This is a genomic window from Lysinibacillus sp. Bpr_S20, assembly GCF_023337835.1.
In the GTDB taxonomy this organism is placed as follows: Bacteria; Bacillota; Bacilli; order Bacillales_A; family Planococcaceae; genus Lysinibacillus.
In genome coordinates, this window is record NZ_JALNLQ010000009.1 from 103,158 (window position 1) to 127,602 (window position 24,445).

24 protein-coding genes and 1 other annotated feature (1 of these 25 running past the window's edge) are annotated in these 24,445 nt (G+C 35.3%); of the genes, 19 read left to right on the forward strand and 5 right to left on the reverse strand.

Annotation, left to right across the window (positions count from 1 at the left end):
• Window positions 1-24: 24 nt before the first annotated feature.
• The gene (locus MWJ95_RS19205; protein WP_249106978.1) at window positions 25-495 is read left to right on the forward strand and encodes an NUDIX hydrolase; all 471 of its coding nucleotides are present in this window, start codon (window positions 25-27) and stop codon (window positions 493-495) included.
• A 30-nt stretch (window positions 496-525) separates the two neighbouring features.
• On the opposite strand, the gene MWJ95_RS19210 is transcribed toward MWJ95_RS19205, so the two are convergent.
• Complete coding sequence (locus MWJ95_RS19210; protein ID WP_249106979.1) at window positions 526-1,701, reverse strand: aminotransferase class I/II-fold pyridoxal phosphate-dependent enzyme; 1,176 nt, start codon at window positions 1,699-1,701, stop codon at window positions 526-528.
• Between the two features lie 221 nt (window positions 1,702-1,922).
• Here MWJ95_RS19210 and MWJ95_RS19215 point away from each other — a divergent pair, with 221 nt between their 5' ends.
• Entirely contained in the window at window positions 1,923-2,738 is an 816-nt protein-coding gene (locus tag MWJ95_RS19215) for a hypothetical protein (RefSeq protein ID WP_249106980.1), read from the forward strand.
• A gap of 47 nt (window positions 2,739-2,785) precedes the next feature.
• Here the strand turns inward: MWJ95_RS19215 and MWJ95_RS19220 are convergent, their stop codons facing one another.
• The gene (locus MWJ95_RS19220) at window positions 2,786-3,580 is read right to left on the reverse strand and encodes an enoyl-CoA hydratase/isomerase family protein (RefSeq protein WP_249075765.1); all 795 of its coding nucleotides are present in this window, start codon (window positions 3,578-3,580) and stop codon (window positions 2,786-2,788) included.
• A 350-nt stretch (window positions 3,581-3,930) separates the two neighbouring features.
• Here MWJ95_RS19220 and MWJ95_RS19225 point away from each other — a divergent pair, with 350 nt between their 5' ends.
• From MWJ95_RS19225 to MWJ95_RS19255, 7 genes are all read left to right on the forward strand, one after another.
• Window positions 3,931-4,806 (forward strand): tyrosine-type recombinase/integrase, encoded by an 876-nt coding sequence (locus MWJ95_RS19225; protein WP_249106981.1) that lies wholly within the window; start codon window positions 3,931-3,933, stop codon window positions 4,804-4,806.
• Window positions 4,807-5,050: 244 nt separating this feature from the next.
• Window positions 5,051-5,209 carry a hypothetical protein gene (locus MWJ95_RS19230; RefSeq protein ID WP_249075763.1) on the forward strand — a complete coding sequence of 53 codons (159 nt, stop codon included), beginning with the start codon at window positions 5,051-5,053 and terminating at the stop codon, window positions 5,207-5,209.
• 633 nt (window positions 5,210-5,842) lie between these two features.
• A complete protein-coding gene (gene metK / locus MWJ95_RS19235; protein ID WP_249106982.1) occupies window positions 5,843-7,018 on the forward strand; it encodes a methionine adenosyltransferase in 1,176 nt (391 codons plus the stop codon).
• A complete protein-coding gene (locus MWJ95_RS19240) occupies window positions 7,018-8,514 on the forward strand; it encodes an aminotransferase class I/II-fold pyridoxal phosphate-dependent enzyme (RefSeq protein ID WP_249075925.1) in 1,497 nt (498 codons plus the stop codon). The genes metK and MWJ95_RS19240 overlap by 1 nt, the downstream gene beginning before the upstream one ends.
• The gene (speD, locus tag MWJ95_RS19245; protein WP_249075926.1) at window positions 8,511-8,945 is read left to right on the forward strand and encodes an adenosylmethionine decarboxylase; all 435 of its coding nucleotides are present in this window, start codon (window positions 8,511-8,513) and stop codon (window positions 8,943-8,945) included. The genes MWJ95_RS19240 and speD overlap by 4 nt, the downstream gene beginning before the upstream one ends.
• Window positions 8,945-9,799 (forward strand): polyamine aminopropyltransferase, encoded by an 855-nt coding sequence (speE, locus tag MWJ95_RS19250; protein WP_249106983.1) that lies wholly within the window; start codon window positions 8,945-8,947, stop codon window positions 9,797-9,799. Before speD ends, speE begins: the two co-directional genes overlap by 1 nt.
• 226 nt (window positions 9,800-10,025) lie before the next feature.
• Window positions 10,026-11,060, forward strand: coding sequence for a C45 family autoproteolytic acyltransferase/hydrolase (locus MWJ95_RS19255; protein WP_249106984.1), 1,035 nt, complete (start codon window positions 10,026-10,028; stop codon window positions 11,058-11,060).
• 125 nt (window positions 11,061-11,185) lie between these two features.
• Here MWJ95_RS19255 and MWJ95_RS19260 read toward each other — a convergent pair whose 3' ends face one another.
• The 3 genes from MWJ95_RS19260 to MWJ95_RS19270 form a co-directional block, all read right to left on the reverse strand.
• Window positions 11,186-12,040, reverse strand: coding sequence for a transglutaminase family protein (locus MWJ95_RS19260; RefSeq protein ID WP_249075929.1), 855 nt, complete (start codon window positions 12,038-12,040; stop codon window positions 11,186-11,188).
• A 61-nt stretch (window positions 12,041-12,101) separates the two neighbouring features.
• Window positions 12,102-13,067, reverse strand: a complete 966-nt coding sequence (locus MWJ95_RS19265) for an alpha-E domain-containing protein (RefSeq protein WP_249106985.1) — start codon at window positions 13,065-13,067, stop codon at window positions 12,102-12,104.
• Entirely contained in the window at window positions 13,021-14,511 is a 1,491-nt protein-coding gene (locus MWJ95_RS19270; protein WP_249075931.1) for a circularly permuted type 2 ATP-grasp protein, read from the reverse strand. Before MWJ95_RS19270 ends, MWJ95_RS19265 begins: the two co-directional genes overlap by 47 nt.
• Before the next feature lie 171 nt (window positions 14,512-14,682).
• Here MWJ95_RS19270 and MWJ95_RS19275 point away from each other — a divergent pair, with 171 nt between their 5' ends.
• The 10 genes from MWJ95_RS19275 (at window position 14,683) to MWJ95_RS19320 (ending at window position 24,157) form a co-directional block, all read left to right on the forward strand.
• Window positions 14,683-15,096, forward strand: coding sequence for a hypothetical protein (locus MWJ95_RS19275; protein WP_249075932.1), 414 nt, complete (start codon window positions 14,683-14,685; stop codon window positions 15,094-15,096).
• 502 nt (window positions 15,097-15,598) lie between these two features.
• Entirely contained in the window at window positions 15,599-16,561 is a 963-nt protein-coding gene (locus MWJ95_RS19280; protein ID WP_249106986.1) for a tyrosine recombinase XerC, read from the forward strand.
• A gap of 189 nt (window positions 16,562-16,750) precedes the next feature.
• Entirely contained in the window at window positions 16,751-17,263 is a 513-nt protein-coding gene (locus tag MWJ95_RS19285; RefSeq protein WP_249106987.1) for a DinB family protein, read from the forward strand.
• 335 nt (window positions 17,264-17,598) lie between these two features.
• A complete protein-coding gene (locus MWJ95_RS19290; protein WP_249106988.1) occupies window positions 17,599-18,084 on the forward strand; it encodes a hypothetical protein in 486 nt (161 codons plus the stop codon).
• Between the two features lie 216 nt (window positions 18,085-18,300).
• Entirely contained in the window at window positions 18,301-18,858 is a 558-nt protein-coding gene (locus MWJ95_RS19295; protein ID WP_249106989.1) for an RNA polymerase sigma factor, read from the forward strand.
• Window positions 18,824-20,251, forward strand: a complete 1,428-nt coding sequence (locus MWJ95_RS19300; RefSeq protein WP_249106990.1) for a DUF4367 domain-containing protein — start codon at window positions 18,824-18,826, stop codon at window positions 20,249-20,251. The genes MWJ95_RS19295 and MWJ95_RS19300 overlap by 35 nt, the downstream gene beginning before the upstream one ends.
• Before the next feature lie 211 nt (window positions 20,252-20,462).
• Window positions 20,463-20,612, forward strand: coding sequence for a transcriptional regulator (locus MWJ95_RS19305; RefSeq protein WP_249075938.1), 150 nt, complete (start codon window positions 20,463-20,465; stop codon window positions 20,610-20,612).
• A gap of 206 nt (window positions 20,613-20,818) precedes the next feature.
• Complete coding sequence (locus MWJ95_RS19310; protein WP_249075939.1) at window positions 20,819-20,989, forward strand: transcriptional regulator; 171 nt, start codon at window positions 20,819-20,821, stop codon at window positions 20,987-20,989.
• A 374-nt stretch (window positions 20,990-21,363) separates the two neighbouring features.
• Window positions 21,364-23,067, forward strand: a complete 1,704-nt coding sequence (locus MWJ95_RS19315; RefSeq protein ID WP_249106991.1) for a putative bifunctional diguanylate cyclase/phosphodiesterase — start codon at window positions 21,364-21,366, stop codon at window positions 23,065-23,067.
• A 244-nt stretch (window positions 23,068-23,311) separates the two neighbouring features.
• Window positions 23,312-24,157: a GIY-YIG nuclease family protein gene (locus MWJ95_RS19320; RefSeq protein ID WP_249075941.1), complete on the forward strand. Its 846-nt coding sequence runs from the start codon at window positions 23,312-23,314 to the stop codon at window positions 24,155-24,157.
• Window positions 24,158-24,316: 159 nt separating this feature from the next.
• Window positions 24,317-24,445 (forward strand) — a binding site (T-box leader); it runs 93 nt beyond the window's last position.

Genomic DNA, 24,445 nt, shown 5'->3' on the forward strand with positions numbered 1-24,445 from the left:
AACCTGTTTATAAAGGAGATTTTTATGGGATATATAAAAGATTTACGTAAAGAAGTTGGAACTAGACCATTAATTATGTGCGGTGCTTGTGTTTTAGTCATTAATAATCATCAACAGGTTTTATTACAGCTTCGAATAGATAATGAGTGTTGGGGGTTAATTGGGGGCTCAATGGAACTAGGTGAAACATTAGAGCAAGTTGCACATCGAGAATTATTGGAGGAAACAGGACTTACAGCTAAAAATCTAACATTAATCAATACGTATTCGGGACAAAAATTTTATTATCAATATCCGCACGGTGATGAAGTATATAACGTTGTTACAGCGTTTGAATGTAAAGAATATAGTGGCTTACTTATTCATGATCAAGAAGAGGCAACAATGCTACAGTTTTTCTCATTAAATGATTTACCTAAAAATATTAGTCCGCCTGATATACCCATACTTGAAGATTACATAGTCAACTATAGCAAAAACCCTTCTAACCATTAAAGGTAGAAGGGTTTCATATTGTTCACATAATTATTTTTGTGGTGTCACTTGTACTTGTGCTAAACGTTCAACAGCTTCTTGTAACAATTCTTTCGGTTGTACTAAAGCTAAACGTAAGTATCCTTGTCCAGCTGAACCAAATACAGTACCAGGGACTGTCACGATACCAGCTTGTTCAATTATTTTAAAGGCAAGCTCTACGCAGTCAATATCGTATGGATATTTTGCCCAGACAAACATACCACCGTCAGAAGGGGCTGCATCCCATCCTAAATCACGTAAGCCGTTCATTAATGTTTTATGGCGTTCTGAGAATGTTGCACGTAGGCCTGCTGTAATTTCCTCTGCGTTATCAAGCGCTACGACCGCAGCGTCTTGAATTGGCTCAAAAATACCGAAATCTAAATTTGATTTTAATTGTTTCAAGATTGCAATCATCTCGGCGTTACCAGCGATATAAGCGATACGTGTACCTGCTAGGCTAAAGCTTTTCGATAAAGAGTTAATTTCCATTCCAACTTCTTTTGCGCCAGGCGTAGATAGGAAGCTAATCGGGCCATCACCTGTAAAGTAGAACTCAGAGTATGCCGCATCATGTAGCACGATGATGTTATATTTTTTCGCAAACGCAATGACTTTTTCAAAATAGGCTAATGAAGGCATTGCAGGAACAGGATTACCTGGTAAGTTTAAAATTAGTAGTTTTGCTTTTTGTGCAATATCTTCAGGAACAGCATCTAAGTCTGGTAAATAATCGTTGTCGGCTGTTTGAGGCATATAGTAAGGAGTTGCCCCTGCTAAATGAATTCCTGCATCATAGGCAACGTACGCTGGGTTTGTGGATAAGACGATATCGCCTGGATCGCAAAAGGCGATTGGTAGATGTACTAACCCTTCTTGGGAGCCGATTGTTTGAATGATTTCAGAAGCGGGATCTAAATCAACATTGCTACGACGTTTATAATAGCGACTAACGGCTTCATAAAAACGTTGTGTGCCGGTTAATGTATATCCGTAAGATTCAGCTAAACCCGCTCTATGCGATAAATGCTCGCGAATTTTAGCGTCTGGGGGAAGGTCTGGGCTACCTAGGCTCAAATCAATCATTTTTATGCCTTTCGCTTCTTGTTGTTTAGCATGATTTTTTAAATCTCCGAAAATTGCTGGTTTAAATAATGACATTTTTTTAGATGGTACGATTTTCAAAACTAGTACACTCCTTATAGTTGTATAACAGAATAGTAGTTCACATTTTATCATACTAAAGAACATAAAGGGAAAGTTATTCTGAAAAAAGAATATATTTCTATATTAAAGAAGATGTGTGCGTAGGCTAGCGGAAATGATTTACCTATTGCTAGAAATAATAATATTAACAGAAAAAATGTTATGATTCTGCTATCATAAAAGGAAAGGAGCTGGAAGTCATGAATGTTTATTCTTTAAGTGGTCCAAGTGGAACAGGGAAAAGTACAAGTGCCCTTGTTTTCGCTCATAAAATCGGGGTAGACGCTCTTATTGATGATGGTCTTCTTATTGTCAATGGTGTGAAAGTAGCGGGTATCTCCGCAAAATTTGAGAAAAATACGATTACTGCTGTTCGTCGAGCTATTTTTACAGACGATACACACCGTGAGGAAGTAAAAAAAGCACTTGATACATATAAGGTACAGTCGATTTTACTAATCGGCACATCCGATAAGATGACAAAAACGATCGCTCGGCAGTTAGAGCTTGGCGCAATCGATCAATATTACTATGTCGAGGATGTACGTTCTCAAAAAGAGATTGCAAAAGCGCGCTTTATTCGACAGACACAAGGTAAGCATGTAATGCCAATACCGTACCGTCAAGTCGAGCAAAATTTTTTTAAACGTCTTGTTCAAAAGGGAATGGAGATTTTCTCTCCAAAGCGTGAAAAAATAGGGGAGACGACGATAGTTCGCCCTGATTTTCAACAGGAGTATATAGATATTAGTCGGCATGTTTATGTGCAGCTTTTAACGTTTTGCTGTGCAAAGCAAGATATTGTACAGAAAGTAGAGCACGTACAATTCATATTAGGGGATATGGCACAAGCAACGATTACATTACAGCTAAAGCTACCTATTAATTATTCTTTACCAGATCGATTATACACATTACAAAAAACGATACAAATGGAATTTCTACAGCATTTTGGTTATGAATTAGATGCAATCCATCTCCACATTAAGTCAGTTGTGTTAAAGCGAAAATCCTAAAAAACAGGTACTCCATTCGCGAGAGGGGCGAGCAGAGTACCTGTTTTCTATTTTGATTGGCGGGTAAATTGTGGTTGACGCTTTTCTACAAAGGCACGGCAACCTTCTGCAAAATCCTTTCCGACAAACGGTGTTGAACCTTGCCATAATGTTGGAACACTGTCCACGCATTCTTGAACAGATTGCTTCACAGCTAATAAAGATTCAGGTGACATTCCTGCAACAAGCTTACCCATGCGAATCATGTATTTATTTAAGTCTTTTTCTGTTACTAAATAGTTAAGCATGCCTAACTTGAAGGCTTCTTCAGCTTTAAACATACGCCCCGTAAATACTAAATCCTTCGTAGTAGAAGGGCCAACAAGTTGAACTAAACGCTGTGCAAATTTGTTATTTAAAGTGATACCTAATTTACCAACAGGGATACCGAGCTTTGCTTTTTCAGAGCCAATGCGGATATCACAAGCTAATGCAAGCTCTAAACCAGCACCCATTGCAGGGCCATTAATGACGCCAATCGTTGGTATTGGTAAACGTTCAATGGTGGAAATCGTTTTTTCCATATGTACAAATGCTTCTTCGGCTTTTTCAAGAGAGATAGCGTTGAATTCTTTAATATCAGAACCTGCCGTAAAGTTTTCGCCAGAGCCACGTAAAATCAACACTTTATTTTTCGGATTATCCAATACTTGTAGAGCAATTTTAGCTAATTGATCCCACATATTTGCTGTTAATGCGTTTTTAGCCTGTGGGCGATGGATTGTAATAATTGCTAGCCCAGCTGTTTCCTGATAAATAATTTTTGCGTCTTCTGCTTCAAGTCGAGTTGTTTTTACTTGCATACTTGAAAAGCCCCCTACATTTTATAGTTGATACACTTATTATATAACACAAACAACAATAAACACTAAATTATACGAATTTTCATGTAAATCAGCTTTGTTATACAAGAATTCAGTCATTTTAAAGAAATTGTACTACAACAGGAAAAAGGGATATTACTATTGTAAGAAAACAAAAGGTATGAGACACTGCTACAGAAACATTTGTTTCGATCACTGAAAGCCGTGAAGTGTATGAATACTACAGATTAACCGACATTATAATTTATAAAATTATTTATAAACGTACGCGCCCAAAATATAGTAAACTAAAGATACAACACGCACAGTTATATAAGGGGGGTAGCCAGATGGTCGCATTAAAAGAAGCATGGAATAGCTATGTATTATTTTTAAATTCTTTAAAGAAAAGCGCTGCTACTAAAAAGCAATACAATATAGATGGGCAGCAATTACTAACATTTGCTCATGAAAATAACTTCTTAAATGTAGATCATCAATTGAAAGAATTATTATTTGTGTATAGTAATTATTTGAAAGAGACCTATGCCAATGTCAACACGTTTAATCATAAAATTGCAACATTACGAGGCTTTGTAGACTTTGTCTTTTTAAGAGAGTGGGTTGAGCCTTTTGACTATGAGACCATTTTACAGCCAAAAAAGAGGCAAAAAGAGGCTTTGACATTACTGACAACTAAACAATTGATGCAAATTGCAAATGTTTGGCCAACCTATTTTCAATACGCTAAAACCTTGGAGCATGCATGGCTAGCTAGACGTAATGGCTGTATCGTCCAAATGCTTATGGAAACTGGATGTAAACCAGCAGAGCTTGTACGTATGAAATGGTCTCATATTAACTTCGACTCAGCGATGATATATATTTCTAACCAAAATGGGCGTAGAGAAATAAAACTTTCTCCGCTGTTAAAGGATATGCTAATGAATTATAAAGAAGCGACAGAGGAATTACACAAAGAAAAAATGGGAGAGTGGATTTGGGTTAGCGAAGCTAGTCAATCAAAATCAATCTCAACGAAAACAATTGAGCGAATTTTCCAAACGTTGTCAAAGGAGATAGGCACAAATGTTAGAGCTACGGATTTGCGCTACACCGTTATGCAAAAGGCATTCCAAAGTGAAAAAACAATTGAAAATATTCAAGAAAAAATGGGCTATGTCCGAAAGTGGGTGCTAACAGAAAGACAGGGGCGTTTTGAATAAAATTGTTGTTTATAAAAAAGATTAGAATAGTTTTTCTCCTTTATTGAATTGTTATCGAGAGTATCAATAATTTCTTAGATTCTTAATCAGAACAGTCAATTTATTTTCTAATAATGAACAAATAAAAGCGTTTCTACAATAGTAACGCTTTTTTCTAATGGAACATGTTACATACAAAAGAGACATTGTGTTTTTTATGACTTTTGCAGAAATACAATTATACCTTCTGATCAGGTGGGATTAATTGTTAAAAAGAGTAGGTAGGAACAAAAAACCTATATTTACTAAAGAAAGACTAAATCAATATAGATTGAACAAGGTAACAGAAAAAATACATGCAAAATATAAAATAAAATTTGAAGGGGGTTGCCAAACCAAAGTGGAAAGCACACAAGCAAATTGATTTATCAAATACCTTTTTTGAAATCAAATTATCGTCTTTGTCTTGTTATAAATGGGCGGGATTAATAGTCTGAATTATAGAAATTTAAAAGATTTCTATAATTAAAAGACTTAGAAAATTCCTATATCTCACTTGATAATCTAAAATTTTTTATGCTTACAATATGTTATTTTGACGTCTCTATTAACAAATTTAATAGGAGTTCATTCTATTATTAATATAAAAAAAACCTGAATGTATTATTATTCATTTTTTATAATAAATATTGATCGCCGCAAAAAGTTACACTTAATATTTTTGTGTTGAAACGGGTAAATGAATTAATCTTCATAGCGATTAATTATAAAAAAATATAAAAAAATAAATTGACACTCAAATGTTTATGACTTAATATGAGTCTCAGCATAATAATATAGCTCTTATTAATAACCGTTGAGACGAGGGGTCGAAGATACGGTGGCCAAACAATTTAGTTCATCATGAATTAAATCCAGTGGGCCGAACCTGAGCACAAAATGAACTTTTGTGAACAATAAGAGGAACAGCAGCTGATAGTATTCGAAGCTTTCCTTAAAATTGGGTGAGCTTTTTTTTATGCCCTAAAATCTATAAATTTGTTAGGAGCAGTGAAAATTGTCAGAAAAAGTATTATTCACATCGGAGTCTGTATCGGAAGGACATCCAGATAAAATTGCAGACCAAATTTCAGATGCAGTATTAGACGCAGCATTATTGCAAGATCCTCTATCACGTGTAGCATGTGAAGTATTCACAACTACAAACACAGTTATTGTTGGTGGAGAGATTACAACAAAAGCAGAACTTTATATCGAAAAAATTGCCCGTGATACCCTAATCGGCATTGGTTACACAGATGATCAGTTCGGTATTGATGGTCACAATTGCAATGTACAAGTTTTAGTACACACGCAATCACCTGATATCGCAATGGGTGTTGATTCTTCAAGCGATACAAAAGAAGTTGGTGCAGGTGACCAAGGTATTATGTTCGGTTTTGCGACAAATGAAACTGAGAACTATATGCCTTTAGCTATTGAAATGGCGCATATGCTTGTAAAACGTGCAACTGAGCTACGTAAAAATGGTCAATTCAAATGGGCTCGCCCAGATATGAAATCACAAGTAACCATTGACTATACAAATAGTATGCAACCTAAAATTGATACTGTTTTAATGTCAATACAACATGATGATGATTTTGACCGAGTAGCATTCATTGATTACGTTACTGAAAACGTAATTAAAGCTGTTGCAAAGCAATTTGGTATGAATGAAGACTTCCGCATTTTAATTAATCCTACTGGTCGTTTCGTAGTAGGCGGACCACACGGAGATGCAGGTTTAACAGGACGTAAGATTATTGTTGATACTTATGGTGGGGCAGCTCGCCATGGTGGTGGCGCATTCTCTGGTAAAGACTGTACAAAAGTTGACCGTTCAGCGGCTTACGCAGCGCGATATGTTGCTAAAAATATTGTTGCAGCAGGCTTGGCAGATAAATGTGAAATCCAATTATCCTATGCAATTGGTGTGAGTGAACCAATTAGTATCGCTTTAGAAACATTTGGTACAGAAAAAGTAGCGAAAGAAGAAATTCTACTAGCGATTCGTCAATTATTCGACTTAACGCCAACGGGCATCATTAACATGTTAAATCTACGTAAACCACAATATCAACAAGTTGCAGCTTATGGTCACTTTGGTCGTAATGATGTAGACGTAACTTGGGAAAAAACAGACAAAATTTCGGAATTACAGCAACTCTTAGCAGTTGCTATTGGACAATAATGCAGTGCGTGCAAGATCGAGTGGCTACAGAGGAATTTTTAGTCACTCAAGACCGCATGCCATTATTTGAAGCTTTGGTCAATTATGCCAAACAAGAAGTTACGCCGTTTGATGTACCAGGACATAAAATGGGGCTACAAGAAAACCCTTTAAAATGGACGCTTGGAGAAATGACATTAAGAATGGACGTAAATTCAATGAAGGAGCTTGATTTATTAAGTCATCCGGAATCGGTTATTAAAGAAGCTCAGCAATTAGCTGCACAAGCATTTAATGTAGACCATGCTTACTTTTTAGTAAATGGAACTACTGTGGGTATTCTAGCAATGATTTTAGCAACATGTAAACAAGGGGATACATTGATTGTACCTCGTAACTGCCATAAATCAGTCATGAACGGCATTATATTAAGTGGAGCAAGACCAGTATTTATTCAACCTGAAGTTGATCAACATTTTGGAATTGCCCATGGAATTTCAGTTGACAATGTAAAATCAGCGCTGGCAGAAAATCCACAAGCGAAAGCTTTACTTGTAACGTATCCAACCTATTTTGGTTCGATGAATCAACTACAAGAAATTTGTAAACTCGCACATGAACAAAATGTAACCGTTATTGTTGATAGTGCACACGGTGCGCACTTAACATTTTTACCTGATGCAGAAGATGCGATTCGTGCTGGTGCAGATGCAGTAACGTTGAGTATGCATAAAACTGGGGGTTCATTAACGCAAAGTTCTCTTCTGTTACTACAAGAAAAACGAATCGATTCGAAGCATATGCAAAAGGTATTAAATATGCTGCAAACGACGAGTGCAAATTATTTATTAATGAGTTCTTTAGATGTAGCACGCAGGGATTTAGCGATGAATGGTCAGCAACGTTATAGTAATTTAAAGTCAATTGTTGATGCAGCAATTAAAGAAATTGAAAATAATTCACGCTATGAAGTACTAGTAGCTGAATACGTACAAAAAAAATTCAATCAATCCTATGATTGGACGAAACTTGTTATTCGTGTGAACGATCTCGGTTTAACTGGTTTCGAAGTTTACACAATATTGAAACAACAGTACGGGATTCAAGTAGAACTTGCTGAAGGATATGTCATTATGGCAGTCATTAGTCATGTAGATACGAGTGAAACAATCGGTAAACTAGTATATGCGTTAAAAGATATAGAACTTTATCACGCAAAAAAAGATCCGATTCAGTCAGCTTATGTGACAGCGAATCAAATAAATACATTAGCAATGACACCGCAACAGGCGTGTAACGCAGAAACAGAAACAATTTTAATTTTTGATGCGGTAGGTCGAATTAGTGCAGATTCATTAATGATTTATCCACCAGGAATTCCACTAGTGATCCCTGGAGAGGTTATTTCAGAGGAAGTAGTAGAACTATATAACTTCTATTTTCTTAATTTTGGGAATGTTTTGATTGACAATAAAGAAGAAAATTATATTACAGTCGTAAGGGAGATAGATAAATGAGCATTGAATTATCAACATTAGGAAGACACGTATTAATCGAATTTTATGGTTGCCCAAGTGAAATTATTGAGCAAAACGCTTTAATCGAGCAGTTTATGAATGAAGCTGCGGACTATTCTGGAGCGACAATTGTAGAATCTTGCTTCCATCATTTCAACCCATATGGTGTTTCGGGTGCAGTCATTATTGCTGAGTCACATTTAACGATTCATACTTGGCCAGAATACGGATTTGCTTCTGTAGATGTTTACACTTGTGGCGACTCAGTAAGCCCTTGGAAAGCGGCAGAATATTTAGAACAAAAACTGCAAGCGAAAAAGACAGAATCATTTGAAGTACCACGTGGCATGGCAGATAAGATTCGTCAATTTGCTGATCAACAGATTGATACAATTCTAGTGAAACAAGAAGTATTAGAGGACGTGATTTAATGAAATGGTATACAGAACAATGGAGCAATCATTGTAAATTTTCAATCGGATACAACGAAGAAATTCATAGTGAACAATCTCCGTTTCAAAAAATCGATTTTTATAAAAGTGAAGAGTTTGGTACTTTCTTCACCTTAGATGGATTGATGATGGTCAATGAAAAAGATGAGTTCGTTTATCACGATATGATTACGCACCCAGCATTCGCTACTAACCCAGCTATCAAAAAAGTATTAATTATCGGTGGTGGTGATGGCGGTACTGCTCGTGAAGTACTACGTTACAAATCAGTAGAAAAAGTAGTAATGGTTGAAATCGATGAGTTAGTATTCCGTTTAAGTCAAAAATACCTTCCAATTACAGCTGCTGGTATTGAAGAAGATCCGCGTATGGAAATGATTTTCGACGATGGCTTAGCTTACGTTCAAAACGCAGCTGATCAATCATTTGATTTAATATTAGTAGATTCGACTGATCCAATCTCAGTCGGTGAAGGTTTATTTACAACAGCTTTCTATAAAGAATGTTACCGTGTGTTAAATGAAAAAGGAATACTAATTAACCAACACGAATCACCATACTTTGCGGAGTATGCAGAAAACATGCGTAAAGCACATAAAAAAATTAAAGGCATTTTCCCAATTGCAAGCGTATATCAATTCCATATGCCAACATATCCATCGGGACACTGGCTATTCGGATTTGCTTCAAAAGCATTGCATCCAGTTAAAGATATTCAAGTAGAAGCTTGGGACAATTTTGGTCTAAAAACGAAATATTACAATACAGAATTACACGTTGGTGCATTCGCCCTTCCTACATTTGTAAAAGAATCACTTGATCGTGATGAATAATTTAACATAATAGCCATATCGAGCATCAACAGCACTAATTAGTGCAATGCTGCAGAATTGAGCGAAATAAGTAACCAAGCATTCAAAGTGAAAAAACTTTGAATGCTTGGTTTTTTTGAATGCATACATAGATTATTGTATAGCAGGCTTATTATTTTTAGTTTACCTCTTGACCTTCAAGTAACTTTAAGATGTACCTTTGATTTATCGAGAGGAGGAAATAAAAATGGATAAAAATGATGAAGAGTTAGTTGTAAGATTAGTAGAATTGAGCGGAAATTATTATCAATTCGGCTTGGAGCAAGGTAGCGAAGTAAGGTCATTACCGATTTTAAAACAATTGGAACAGCTAGGGAAATTGAATGTTAACTCAAATGTACAAAAGGCGAAGGAACTATTAAAAAGTGTTTCACCAAATCTTTTTGAAGAACTAATCGGCTTGGCAGAAGGATTAGATATGGAAATAGATCATACGGTTAAGCTTTTTAGTGGATATGATGTAGCATTTCCGCAAATGGGGTGTACTACATTGGTAAATGATGGCTATTACGTACGCAATTATGATTTTAGTTCGGAAATGTACGATGCAAGGCTTGTCTGGACAAATCCTACGGATGGCTATGCTAGCGTAGGCTTTAGTCAGCAAATTTTTGGAAGACTTGATGGAATGAATGAAAAGGGACTCATTGTAGGGTTACATTTTGTGAATAACGAATACAGGGAAGAGGGATTTATGGCAACGACTATTGTTAGAATGCTTTTAGAACAATGTGCAAATATGGAAGAGGCATTAAATTTCATCACCAATATACCTCATGGTTATTGCTACAATTACTCCATTACGGACCAAAGTGGCTCAAGTGTCATTGTAGAAGCTTCTCCACAACAACAGATTATCAATTTCACTCATCCTCTTATTTGTACCAATCACTTTGAGTCGGAACGTTTGAGAGAGAAAAACAGAAAAGAAGTACAAGGATCGGTCAAACGTAAGGACTATGTCAGTTCCTTATTATCGGAAAGTTTATCACCCATGTCTACATATCATCACTTTAATGATGAAAGTTCCCCGCTATTTTTTACACAATATAAAGAGTATTTTGGTACGTTGCATACAGTTGTCTATTCCTCAAATGATTTAAGCATCATAATTGGCGTTGGGGGAAATAGTAAACCGATGAAGTTTTCTCTAAAAGAATATAAGGAGGGGACATTCGTTCTACCAGAATATATGAAAGGGACCATTAAACACAATAAATAAAAAGGACATATTTCCCATGGAAGTCAGTCATGAATTTTTTAACCTCAATAGATCTAAATAAACTCCTGATTCTTCTGTTTAGCTAGAAAAATCAGGAGTTTTAATGTAAACTATTGCATGTTTTATTACAAATGATTCAATGCTTTTACGCTCACTTTAACTGTTAAATCATGTTTGCCACCCGAATAAACACCTTCAACAGGGCTTATATCGGTATAATCACGGCCGATGCATAAAATAATGTGATTTTCTAAAACTTCTACGTTATTAGTTGGATCTAGACCAATCCAGCCAATCCCTGGAATCATGACTTCTACCCAAGCGTGAGTTGCAATATCACCGACCAAGGCAGAGTTTTCATCGACGTATAAATAACCGCTAACATAGCGTGCTGGAATTCCTTTAGCTCTTAGCACCGCAAGCATGACATGTGTAAAATCCTGACAAACCCCACGTTTAAGGGTAAACGCTTCACTTGCAGTTGTCGTGACATCGGTTGCACCAGGTACGTATTCAAAAGTCGAGTATAAATATTGCATTAAATTCAACGAAAATAGCACAGGATTTTCAGCATGACCAATTGTATGATAAACTTCCTCTAACTGATTGTCAGTCATATACGTAAAATGGGTAAACTTTAAATACGGTAAATAATGCTCATAAAACAGTTTCGAATGAAAAATTGTCTGCATCTCTGGTGAATATTGAATCCTATGAATGAAAGGTGCACGTTGAATACTGACAATAGAGGTCGTTTGAATTTCTAGTTCTTGATGCTGCTCAGGTATATAAAATGTGCCAACCGTATTGCCCCAAATATCTGTATGCTCCCGCGTTAAAGATGAAGGTGTAATGGCAATTCTATAGGATAATAAGCGCTGACGCTCATCACTCCTTGGCTTTAAGCGGATTGTATTTAAGCTTTGATCGACTTCAGACTCATATTGAAAAATATTAGTATGTTGAATTTCAAATTTCATCGTGTCCGCTTCCTTTGGATTACTGACTTGCCTGTTGAAAGGGAGCTGTGGTTGATTCCTTTCAAGGTTGTACGCTGGGTTCATATAAATGATAAATTGTTGAAAACGTATTGCCAAAATCAATACATTGACACAATCTTTCCTCCAATATCAAAATAGTTTCTTCTAAAGTAGTATTCCATAAATCTACATTCATCATGGCAAATAATAAACTCTTTAATGGGGCATGAAGTTCTAAAAATCTTGCTGAAAGAGGATCGTTTTCTAAACAAATAAAGGCTTCCTCCAATTTTTGCAAGCAAAACATCACTGAACGCGGAAAATGTTTATCCTGCAATAAATATTGAAGTACATACAGTAAATTGGTTTGGCGATGTTTGCGCAAATAAGACTCCGTCGCCTCCGATAAATCGAGTAAAAAAGAGCCGTCCGCTTCTAATAAGGATACTGCTATTTCCTTATGTTGCTCCAGAATAATTAAAGCCATGCGGATTGTTTTTTCTGTACGTTCTAACCATTTGCCAACTTGCATGAAATAAAAGGGTAAAGCTCGATCCATCGATCCTTCAATAAGCCCCGTAATCGTCAAAGAAGTCTTTCGAACATTTTGTAAAAAAGAGCTTAGAGCGATAAGTGGAATGGGTCTTTCGCGTTCCAATAGTTCTTGTTGTAATGATAAATAAAAGGCGTTTTGCAATTCCCAAAGTTCAATCGGGAGGCTATCTCGAGTGACACGTGCATTTTCTCTGACCGCACATAAAGTAGCATGGAGGGCGTTACAATTATTTTTAGAGAAGAGTAAATATTCGATAAGTGGATTTACACGAATCGACTCATAACATGTCAAATATTCTTCCTTAGAAGCACAAATATTCAACACCGCTTCCCAATGATCGATGTATTCATTTTCTTTGCCAGATTGCTCCAACATATTCAACAGCTGTACTTGTAATATATGTGCATTCATTTGTGATCGTTCACTATATCGTGCCATCCAGTATAGTGCATCGGCTACTCGACTTAGCATACTGCAATTCCTCCTTTAATATCCATGTATCTTTTGCTCCTCCTCCTTGCGAAGAATTCACTACTAAAGATCCTTCTTTTAACGCTACCCGCGATAATCCACCAGGAAGTACATATATATCCTCACCCTTCATGACATAAACACGTAAATCGACATGACAAGGATAGAATCGACCATCCTGGAAAGCCGGTGCTCTAGACAGATTAATGGTTGGTTGTGCAATGTATTGATACGGATTTTCCATAATTTTTTCTTTGAAAATAGAAATTTCTTCATTACTCGCATGCGGACCAATGAGCATATCGTAGCCACCAGAGGCACTAACATTTTTTATGACAAGCTCGCTTAAATGCTCAAGGACCCAAGCTCTCTGTTTATCATTCGCTAAATGGTAGGTCTTTACATTTTGTAAAATAGGCTCCTCTTTCAAATAGTAACGAATCATTTCCGGTACATAGGCATACATCGCTTTATCATCAGCAACACCGTTTCCAACAGCATTCAAAATCGCAATATTTCCAGCTTTATATGCATCCATAATATGGGGAACTCCAAGTAAAGAATCCTCACGAAAAACAGCAGGATCTAAAAAATCATCATCTATTCTGCGATAAATAATATCAATTTGTGCAAGACCGTAAATAGTCTTCATGTATACCTTATTGTCTCGAACAACTAAATCATGCCCTTCGACAAGCTGAATATTGAGCTGCTGTGCTAAAAAAACATGATCGTAATAGGCCGAATTATACATACCCGCTGTTAAAAGTACCGCTTTAGGTTCTCTATTTGCCTCCATACAAGGTGGCCGATGAGCAAGAAGTGCCTTCTTCATAAAGGCCATTTGCTTGTCGAGTGATTGGATTGTATGTTTAGAGAAAAATTCAGGATACACTTCCTTCATCACTGATCGATTTTGAAAAACATAGGATATACCTGAAGGATTGCGCAAATTATCTTCTAGCACATAGTAAACGCCATTTTCATCTCGAATTAAATCGATACCAGCTAAAAATATATGGTTATCGATAGGTACTTTGACACCAAGCATTTCTTTATAATAATACGGGTTGTTTTCAATGAGTTGTTTTGGAATTAGCCCATCTTCAATAATAGTCTGTTCATGATAAATATCATGTAAAAAACAATTCAAGGCTTTGACACGTTGCTTCATACCAGCTTCAATTTCTTCCCAATGTTCATGCGGAATAATAATTGGTATAAAGTCAAAGGGCATTGTCCGCTCTGTTCCACCTTGTGCTCCATAAACGGTAAATGTAATGCCTTGTTTAAGGAATCTAGATTGTGCATACTGATATTTTTCCTCTAATTGCTCCTTTGTAAAAGCATTGAGTTTATGATGAAAAGATTGATAATGAGGCTTCGGTTGAATGCCATCAAACATTTCATCAAAATACAAACCAGATTCATAGAACTTCATCATATGGATCGCCCTCCGAATTTAAGTAGTAGAGAAAACGTGTTACACTAAAGATGAATCAATTACGCCTTGACGTAATTGTAGTGATTGAGTACCAATTGAAAAGGGAATACATCCGCATTCATTTCATCACTTTAAGAGAATAAAGAAAAATACATAAAAGGAGTTAATAAAATGACAATCATTAATTTAATGCAAGCTTATGAGCTAGACAAGCTTTCGAAATTAGACTTTACTGATGAGGAGATCGTGCGCATATTGCGAACAGGGAATGTTTCAGCTTGGCAGGAAAAAGTGCCAAACTATGAATTTTCCGAAACAATGGCACTTTATCAAGAAGGGGAACAATCTTTCTTAGACGCTTTACATGGTAACTACCGTATCAAATATGTAACTTTGCCAGGCATTCAGCGTTTACTGTATATTCGTTTCCAATTAGAAGAGGGTAAAGATTATCAATTATTAGAAACAGGCATCCAACATTTAACTTGTCATGAGGAAACTATCGAGAAGCTTCAACATATGCTATCAACAAATTGGTCTTTAGCAAAACAAGTAGATGGGACATACAGTATTTTTGTTAAGTAAACAAATTTCGCCGCAATTTTAGCAATCACTACAGAAAAAATGCATAGGAATTGACAAAAACCATAAAATCCCATGCGTGTTGTGAGAAGAATCGACACGTATAGTTACCCATCTTTCCATTTTTCAAATCGTCTCAGAGCATTCGATTTATTAGCTTCAACTTCATCCAGTTCCACCCGCAGAAAGAAGTTGAAGCCTCCGGCGAATGTCATGGAATCAAAAGGAGTACTTTTGTATGCTCAAAGCCTATTCCAGACGCAATTATACCGCAGCATAATTGATATATTCATTTTTATTCCGATTTATGCTTAAAAAGTAAAACTTTCGAAATAACATTTAAAAAAGGTGATTTTCTGTCTAAAAGAGAATCATCTTTTTTTCGTCTTCATACAGAACATTAGTTCTAATCTATGAAAAATATTAATATTTTTATTAAAACGTTCCCAAATTTATATTTGGGAACGTTTTTTCGTGGTAAAATAGAGCAAATAGAGGTGATTTTATGGAAAAGCCGAAGCTACCAAAAATAATGCGAGATTTCCTTGTCTATTTAACGACGATCAAAGGGAAGTCTCAACGCACTAGAAAAGAATACGAATATGATTTGACATTATTTTTCCGATTTTACATAGCCATTCAAAATGATCATGATAGTTCAGATTTAACGAAAATAGATATTTCTACTATTACAATAGAAGAAATTCGTGAAATGACATTAGAGGATCTGTATTTATTTATGGAATATTGTGAGGTGCAGCGAGGGAATTCAGCATCTGCGAGAGCACGTAAAGTAGCAACGCTAAAATCATTTTTTAAATATCTAAAAGGGAAACGACGTCTACTAGAGGAAAATCCGGCAGATGAATTAGAGACACCTAAAATAGGCCGAAAAAAACCGATCTATATGAATATCGAAGAAGCGACGCAATTTATCGATGGCATCCATCCAAATCATGCTTCACCGAGAAATTATTGTATGATGATGTTTTTCTTAAATTTAGGCATTCGTGTGACGGAGCTTTGTCAGCTAAATAAGTCGTCTATACAAGGACGCTACTTAACGGTTGTTGGTAAAGGAAATAAAGAACGGACCGTCTATTTAAACGATAGCTGTATACAGGCACTTGAAGATTATGAAAATAGTGGGAAATCACTATATAAAGGGGAGGGAGAGGAGCCTCTTTTCGTCTCTCAAAAGGGAACCCGCTTTACCAGACAAACCGTTGCTAAAATCGTTAAACGAATTAATCAGCAATCCGGACTTCAAAAAGAACGGTTGACACCACATAAGTTACGTCATACATCCGCAACAATGATGTATAAATCAGGGGCAGATATTCGAAGTCTTCAGCATATACTTGGCCATTCAAGTGTTGCCACAACGCAAATCTATACCCATATTGAAAATGAAGAGCTGCAACATGTACTCGAAAATAATCCGTTTAATATTGTTCGGGCAAGATAATTTTTAGCTTCTTTCAGTCATTTCCAGACATATTGTTTATCTGTACCAAGGCGACAAGTTTGCCGAGCCTTAATGGATGGAAGCTTTCCAAAATAATAAAGGGAATTTAATTCATCTACTAGAATACTTTATAGTGTATAGAACATATACAGAATAGGAAGCAAAATCTTTTGGTGAGGAGACAACCATATGAATTCATTAATAAACAATCATCTTTACGAAACAAGAAATAACTTACTAGAGGAGATTAAATTATTAAATGACACGCAATTCAATGCTAAGCCCGATGCAAACAGCTGGAGTATAGCCCAAGTTTGCCATCACTTAACTTTAACGGAGACGACTTTTGTAAGAGCGATTACATGGGGATTAAAACAAGAAGATAGTCAGCCAACCGAACGTAAAAATATTCATCTTATCGCAGATCGAACAAAGAAAGTACCAGCACCCGAAATTGTTGAACCAGCAGAAGACTTTTTTACCGTTCAGCAAATAATTGAGTTGCTTGACGATTCGAGAAAAAAATTAACGACTATCCTTGATACAATCGATGACCCATCCATTCTAGCTGTAAAATCCGTTAAACATCCTGTTTTTGGCGATTTACCTCTTGATCAGTGGGTCGAACTAGTTTATATCCATGAACAACGACATATTGAACAAATAAAAGAAATCAAAACACTCATCAAAGTTGAGAACTAATGCACTTACTGGAGACTGAATACAAAGAATGAAAAAAAGCAAAGCACGATATTATGTGAAAAAATTTTTCAAAGCACGACATTATGTTAAAAAAATTTTCATAGAGATTAAAAATTCAATCGTATCAGAAATAATCTGGAACATTTTAATATTTATCCCTAAAATGATCATCCGGGTATTGAAAAATTTATGGTGAAGAGTCTAATTTCTTGCAATCAGCATAAAAATGTCGAGATATAGCTTCAAAGTAAGAAGGAAAGGACAAAGAGCCTTTCCTTCTTTTTTGCATTTTATGTTATAATTATATTTATTTACTATTTTTGTTAGGAGAAGTTATGAAAATTTATAAGTTAGCTACTATATGTACCTCTATTATACTCTTAACAGGGTGTACTACATTTTCATCTAATACAAAAGTAGCCTCCAAAAATGTAACGTCAGATGCTGTAAAAAGTGAACCTGTTGTTTTGGATAGCACTCAAATGGAGAAAGACAATGAATCAATAGCAACTAATCACCCAATTGAAATTGATGAAGAGATAACGGCTCCAATAGGTGAAAGTAAATCGTATTTTACTTATGGGGGAGATGTTCCATTTAAAATATCCGTTTCAAATACTGGTACAAAAAGCTTTTTATACAAAATTCGAAATTTAGATAAAGAAACAAAAGTTGTAAATGGTGTTTTAAAAAGCAATGAAAGTTTTGAAAAGGTTTTTAAAGAATTTCCCAAAGGAGCTTATGTCATATCTTACGTTGTAGAAGATGAAGAGTCTCCTGTGGATATAAAACTAAAGGTAAAGGTAGAGTTACTTCCCTGAAGTACTATTTACTATTCGACATTAACGAGAGCCATTGTTTTTTTTCAAAACAATGGCTTTTGTTGTGTCGTAAAATTAAGACTTAACTAAAAACAGTGTCATTTTGCGGATAAATTTCATCTTCTACTATCCTTTTGACGATGGGTTTTCTAATTGTTGGGAAAGTGTCACAAAGTATAGTGTCCATTCGTTATATAGAGTGAGAGGAGGAATTACATGAAAGTTACAAACCAGGATTATGAAAAGATGGAAGAACTATACGATTTGTATGAACAAAAAGTTTATTATATGGCCTATTCTATTTTACATAATATTCAACAGGCTGAAGATATAGTTCAAGAGACGTTTATTTCTCTTTATCAGAATCTGGAAAAGATCTGCAGTTTGAACACCCAAGAGCTTAAACGCTACATATTGAGAATTGCGAAAAACAAAACGATTGATAGTTACCGGAAAAATAAACGACATAAATTATTTTTGGAAGAATATCAAAGAGAGTCGCCGGAAGTAGTAGATGAAAATATTGAAGAGTGGGAACAACGTTTAATGTCTGAGCTTCAAATTGATACATTGCTAACAGAGTTAAATGACTCTTACAGGCAGGTTTTTAAGTACAAAGTCTTCTATAACTTATCTTTTCAGGAAATTTCAGAGGTAATGGGGCTCACGGAAGTCAATGTCCGTAAGCAATTTGAACGCGCTCGAAAACGAGTACAAAATATTATAGGAGGTATAGAAAATGACGAATTCAAAGAACTCCAAAAATATGTATGACTTTGCTGAAAAAATCGCTTTAGACGATTTTGATAAACTAGATGAACAACACAAATTTTCAGATACCTACACGCACAAAAAGAAATTGTTTATGGAGGAAATTAAGATGAAAAGTAAACAGCCACAGCAAAAACGTAAAAAGAATCGAATTTTAATTGCCGCTGCATGCTTAATGATTGGCATACCAACAACAGCTTTTGGCGCAGTGAAGGTCTATGATATGATTGTCCAAAAACAAAATTTTGAAGTAAATGTCTCGGTGTCAAATAATAATACCTCAAAAAATAATAACAAATGGTATAAATTAAAAGTAAACTATTTACCAGAAAACATGGTCGAAATCGAAGACGATTCTATGAAATATTCATTTAAAGATAATTTCGCAAAGGGTGGGTTTTCATTCTATCTTTGGAGAGTAGGCAAAGATTCCAAATTTCAAACGCTGTACTCAAAAAGCTATGAAGAAATAGAGATAAATGGTAAGAAAGCAGTGATTGTCAATAAAGACACTGGAAACAAAAGTTTAACATTTGACAGACAGGTCTATCTTTTATTTGAAGAAGAGGGAATTATGGTCGAAGGTACTATTGGAAACGATGTAAGTGAAGAATTAATGATAAAGGTCATGGAGAACATTTCGCTTGAGCCCACGACAAAAGAAATGGCATCATTTATAGCAGATGATTCGCTCTATAGCGAAGAGACTGAACAAACAGAATTTAGCGTTATTCCTTTGAAAAAAGACAGTAAACAACTATTTAGTGTAGGTGAAAAGGTTCCAGTAACCATAGATCAAATAAGCAGATTAGACAACCTTGAATTTGTTATAGAAAAAGTTGAAGTGTTTGATTCAATCGATGATTTTAAACAAGAGAACTTTAATGAATTTAGCCTAGGAAGTCTAAACGAGTATAAGGCTTTAGATCAGAAAAAGAAATTGTTACCGTATAAACGAGATGTATATAAAGTTGGAAACGGTAAAGATTCAGTTTACGAATTAGTTGAGTCACAATTCGTTAATCCTAAATTTGTCTACTTGACAACAACAGTAAAAAATATAGGGAAACAGTCAATAGAAGAAATCTGTATGAATTCAACCATACAAGTGCTTGAATTTAAAAATAATGCATGGATCTATGCTAGAGAAAATGGAATTGACGAAAAAAGTCTTATGACGGGTGAGGTTGATTATCTAGCTCCTCACGGAAAGGGAAAAGCCTTTTATTATATTGACAACATCCTACCCGGACAAACGAAGAAAATTAACTTAGGTTATTTTGTAGACGAGGATAAACTGGATTCAATCTTCCTAGATGCTTTCCATTACGGTGGATCTGGTACTACTGACGACATGAATGCGAAGGATCGTTTATGGATTGATATTCGTAGATAGAAAAGAAGATAGGTATATAGATAAAAAAGTTGCTTATTTCTAGCAGCTTTTTTTATTGGAAGAACTTATCAATTATGCCCTGGCATAATTGCGTCCACTGTCTGTACTCTAATTATTTTTTAATAAGGCTTGACGAAACAAACTATCTGTTATATATTAATTAAAAATAAAAACAACTGTTATAAAACAGTTAGTTCTAGGAGGAATTCTAATGACAAAGTATCGTGACGGTTATGAGTTTTATTGTGAGATGTGTGAACGCTATGGTTTAGAGCCGATTTCTTTCCGCTATTATCTGTTACAGTTATCACAGCAACAACTTTCAGCTTATAATATGCAAGCCAAACAATTAGGAATTTAAAAGGTTTGTCATTAAAGGATGTGGTTATTACGGACGCCGACGTGAATATTTTATGAAAAGCCCAGCCATACTAAGGAATATGGACTGGGTTTTCGTTTATTTGAAAGAAAAATCAGATAATTTATTGACATAACAATTAAACTGTTATATATTATTAAAAAATAACAAGTCTGTTATATAACAAAAAACGAAAGGAAGTTATGAAGATGACAGATTATCGAGAAGGCTATGATTTTTATCGACAAGTATGTGAGAAACATGGATTAGAGCCTATAAATTTTCACTACTATATTTTAAACTTATCTCAGGAGCAACTAAATGCCTACAATGAACGCGCCAAAACATTGGGAGGTCCTATAGAATATGAAGTCTCTTAGCTTATAAAATACCTTACTGCCTAGTTAGGACAGTAAGGTATTTTTGGTATCTATATAAATGCAAGCATCTTAAACTCAAAGAAATTTCATACACTAGGAAGATGTATAGAATAAACATAATATATAAAAAGACTAAAGTAATTAAAGTAAACACCAAAAATCGTTTTAAGTAAGGTAAAAGACCTTGTTTTATGAGTCTGTGCTATAAATAATCATCAAATATAGCTTTGAACGTTTTGATATTTGGGTTGAATTAACTGCTTTTCTAATACTATAATATAATTACATAATAAAGGGCGATATCCCATAACTTTATACCCCCGCTTTAATATAAAGCAAAAGTACCGCATCCTTCTAATGAACGGAGAATGAAAATGATGAATATCACGCCTAGTAGTATCAATCAAGTTAACTATAGTCTAAAAGAATTACAGGATATTTTTTCTGCAATGAACAGTTCAATCATTGTAGCCATTACAGACCGAACTGGGAAAATTACATTTGTTAATGATCATTTTTGTAAAATATCTAAATATACTCGTGAAGAATTATTAGGGCAAGATCACCGTTTGCTTAATTCAGGTTTTCATCCAAGAACTTTCTTTAGAGAGATGTGGAAAACGATAGGTAAAGGTGAAATGTGGAGTGGCGAAATATGTAATCGCGCGAAGGATGGCGGTCTTTACTGGGTGAAGACTACAATTTTCCCTTTTCTTGATGACAGTAGTAAACCGTATCAATATATTGCGATAAGGGTCGATATTACCGCACAAAAGGATATAAAAAAGATTACTCATATTGCTTATCACGATGAATTAACGGGGCTACCAAACCGTCGTAAGTTAGAACAACGTTTAGAAAATGAATTTCATCAATCTCGACGTACAGGTGAGAAGTTTGCGTTATTTTTCATTGATGTAAATCGTTTTAAAAACATTAACGACGGACTTGGTCATATCATCGGGGATATGTTCTTAGTGGAAATGGCGAATCGTTTACGTAACGTTGATTATACATCCAATTCGATTTACCGCCACAACAGTGATGAATTTGTTCTTATACTGAACGATGTGGACCGAATTGAGGACAAGGCTGGTGAAATAATTAGCGTCTTTAATAAGAGTTTTATCGTTGAAACGTATGAATTTTACGCAAGTATTAGTATTGGGATTAGTATTTTCCCAGATCATGCAAACTCTGTTGAGGAGTTATTGAAAAATGCAGATATCGCCATGTATGCTGCGAAATCCTCCCGTGGCAACCAATATCGCTTATATCGTTCAAATATGGAGGAAATCAATGATAAGTGGCTTTTGCTTGAAACAAAATTACATCAAGCGTTAAAAAATGATATTTTAGAATTACATTATCAACCAAAGATTGATTTAAAAACGAATTCAATCATTGGCATGGAGGCTTTACTTCGCTGGCATGATCCTGAACTCGGTTATATGCCACCGGATCACTTTATTCCGTTTGCTGAGCAATGTGGTCTTATTAATGATATAGGGGTATGGGTGATAAGAAAAGCATCTGCACAGGCACGCACTTGGAACGATTTACATAATTTAAACTTACGTGTTGCCGTGAATATTTCTCCGATTCATATTAGTACAACTGGCTTTGTCGAAATGGTCCATGAAGTGATTAAAGAAACAAACATAGATCCGCACTTCTTAGAATTTGAAATTACCGAGATGAGTATGTTGGATTATACAGAAGACTTAATTAATACAATTAAGCAATTAAGGGCGCTTGGTATTACGATTTCATTAGATGATTTTGGCACGGGTTATTCGTCCCTAAATTACTTGAAAACATTCCCGGTGGATGTTTTAAAAATAGATCGTGCATTCGTCCGTGATATTGTGCCTGAAAAGTCAGGTATTGCCATGATTTCTGCTATGATTTCTCTCGCGCATGCCTTAAATCTCCAAGTAGTAGCTGAAGGCGTCGAGGAAGAAGCAGAATTAAACGTGTTACGTGAACATGGCTGCGAGTACGTTCAGGGCTTTTATTTCAGTAAGCCATTATCGGTAGAAGACTTTACTAAACTGATCGTAAATCGTACCATGTAATTCATATAGAGGATCTTGTCTTTAGTGTTGGACAAGATCCTCTAAGCATTTATGGTTATGGCTATGTCAGTGAGTTTGAACTACTCAATCCAGAAAGAAGAGAACCGAAAAGCTCGATAAAACACCTGAACATTGGTATCCTGTTAATTAGTAGATTATTCAGATTTATTTTGTTTAAACGGTGATAATCCTTTAGCGCGAGTTAGCAAAGGAAGTCAGTAAATTTATTTAAGGAGATTATAAAATGGTCCATTTCTATTTATCTGATTTGTTAAAGCGTTGCCATTATAATTTGGATAAAACATTACTTATTCGACATTCGCTAAAAAATGAGCGTTTTATCTATGCGTACCGCGATGGATTTTTACGTGAATATACGCAAAACCAATCGCCTCATTTTTTCGATAACTATGATCACGTCATTGTTTTTTCCGCTGATGAAGGGACGACATCGAAATATTTAACATCGTATGAGGTTAGACATGGTGAGAAACCAAATATTTCCTCAAATTGTTCGCCTTATTTACTAGAGCCTTATAAAGGGCAAATCATGCATCCCCTATTCGATATTCCAAATGATCCTTTACGTACATATGAAAATAAATTATATATTGAATGGGGCAAAGCAGCTGTAAGATGGTATCAAAAATCCACAAACGATAAAATCATTACACAACTAGTTAATACGAGTCAATTTGTCTTTCCTGGTTACGAAAACGTCCTCTTAACATTTCAGAAATTAAAAGAAATCATCGATAATTCTCAAGCATATGCAGATTGGCACATTGCTTTAAGCGCAATCAATGCCATTTACGCAATTACAGACCGTTCTAACGGTAAAATATATATCGGATCCTCGTACAATAAAAGCGGTTTACTTGGGCGTTGGTCAGATTATGCTACAACCATCCATGGAGGCAATGAAGCGTTTAAGCAGTTACTGGCGCAAAACACAACAGCAAATTTACAGTTCCAATATACAATTTTAAAAGTGCTACCAAAAGATATAACAGCATTAGAAGCGATTGAAATTGAAAACAACTATAAACGAAAACTACAAACCATCCCTTTTGGCTATAACTGCAATTAAACGAGAGTAGTTCTAGAAGCAATTGGTGAAAAATCTTATATAAATTGAAGTGAACCCTTAATTTGAAGTAATTCGTTTCATACAGGATAAAGATAATTTTCTGATATTTCCCAAAAAATAATTGAAATTAGGTAACGGCTTTGCTAAAGTTATATAAAATATAAATTGATGATGTGGCCAAGTAAGTAAGAAATGTGAAACAGAGAATATAGCAATTGCTGAGAGCTATATCACCGCTTCTTATCTGAAACCTACCACGGAGATGTTATGCAAACATAACCGAGTCGT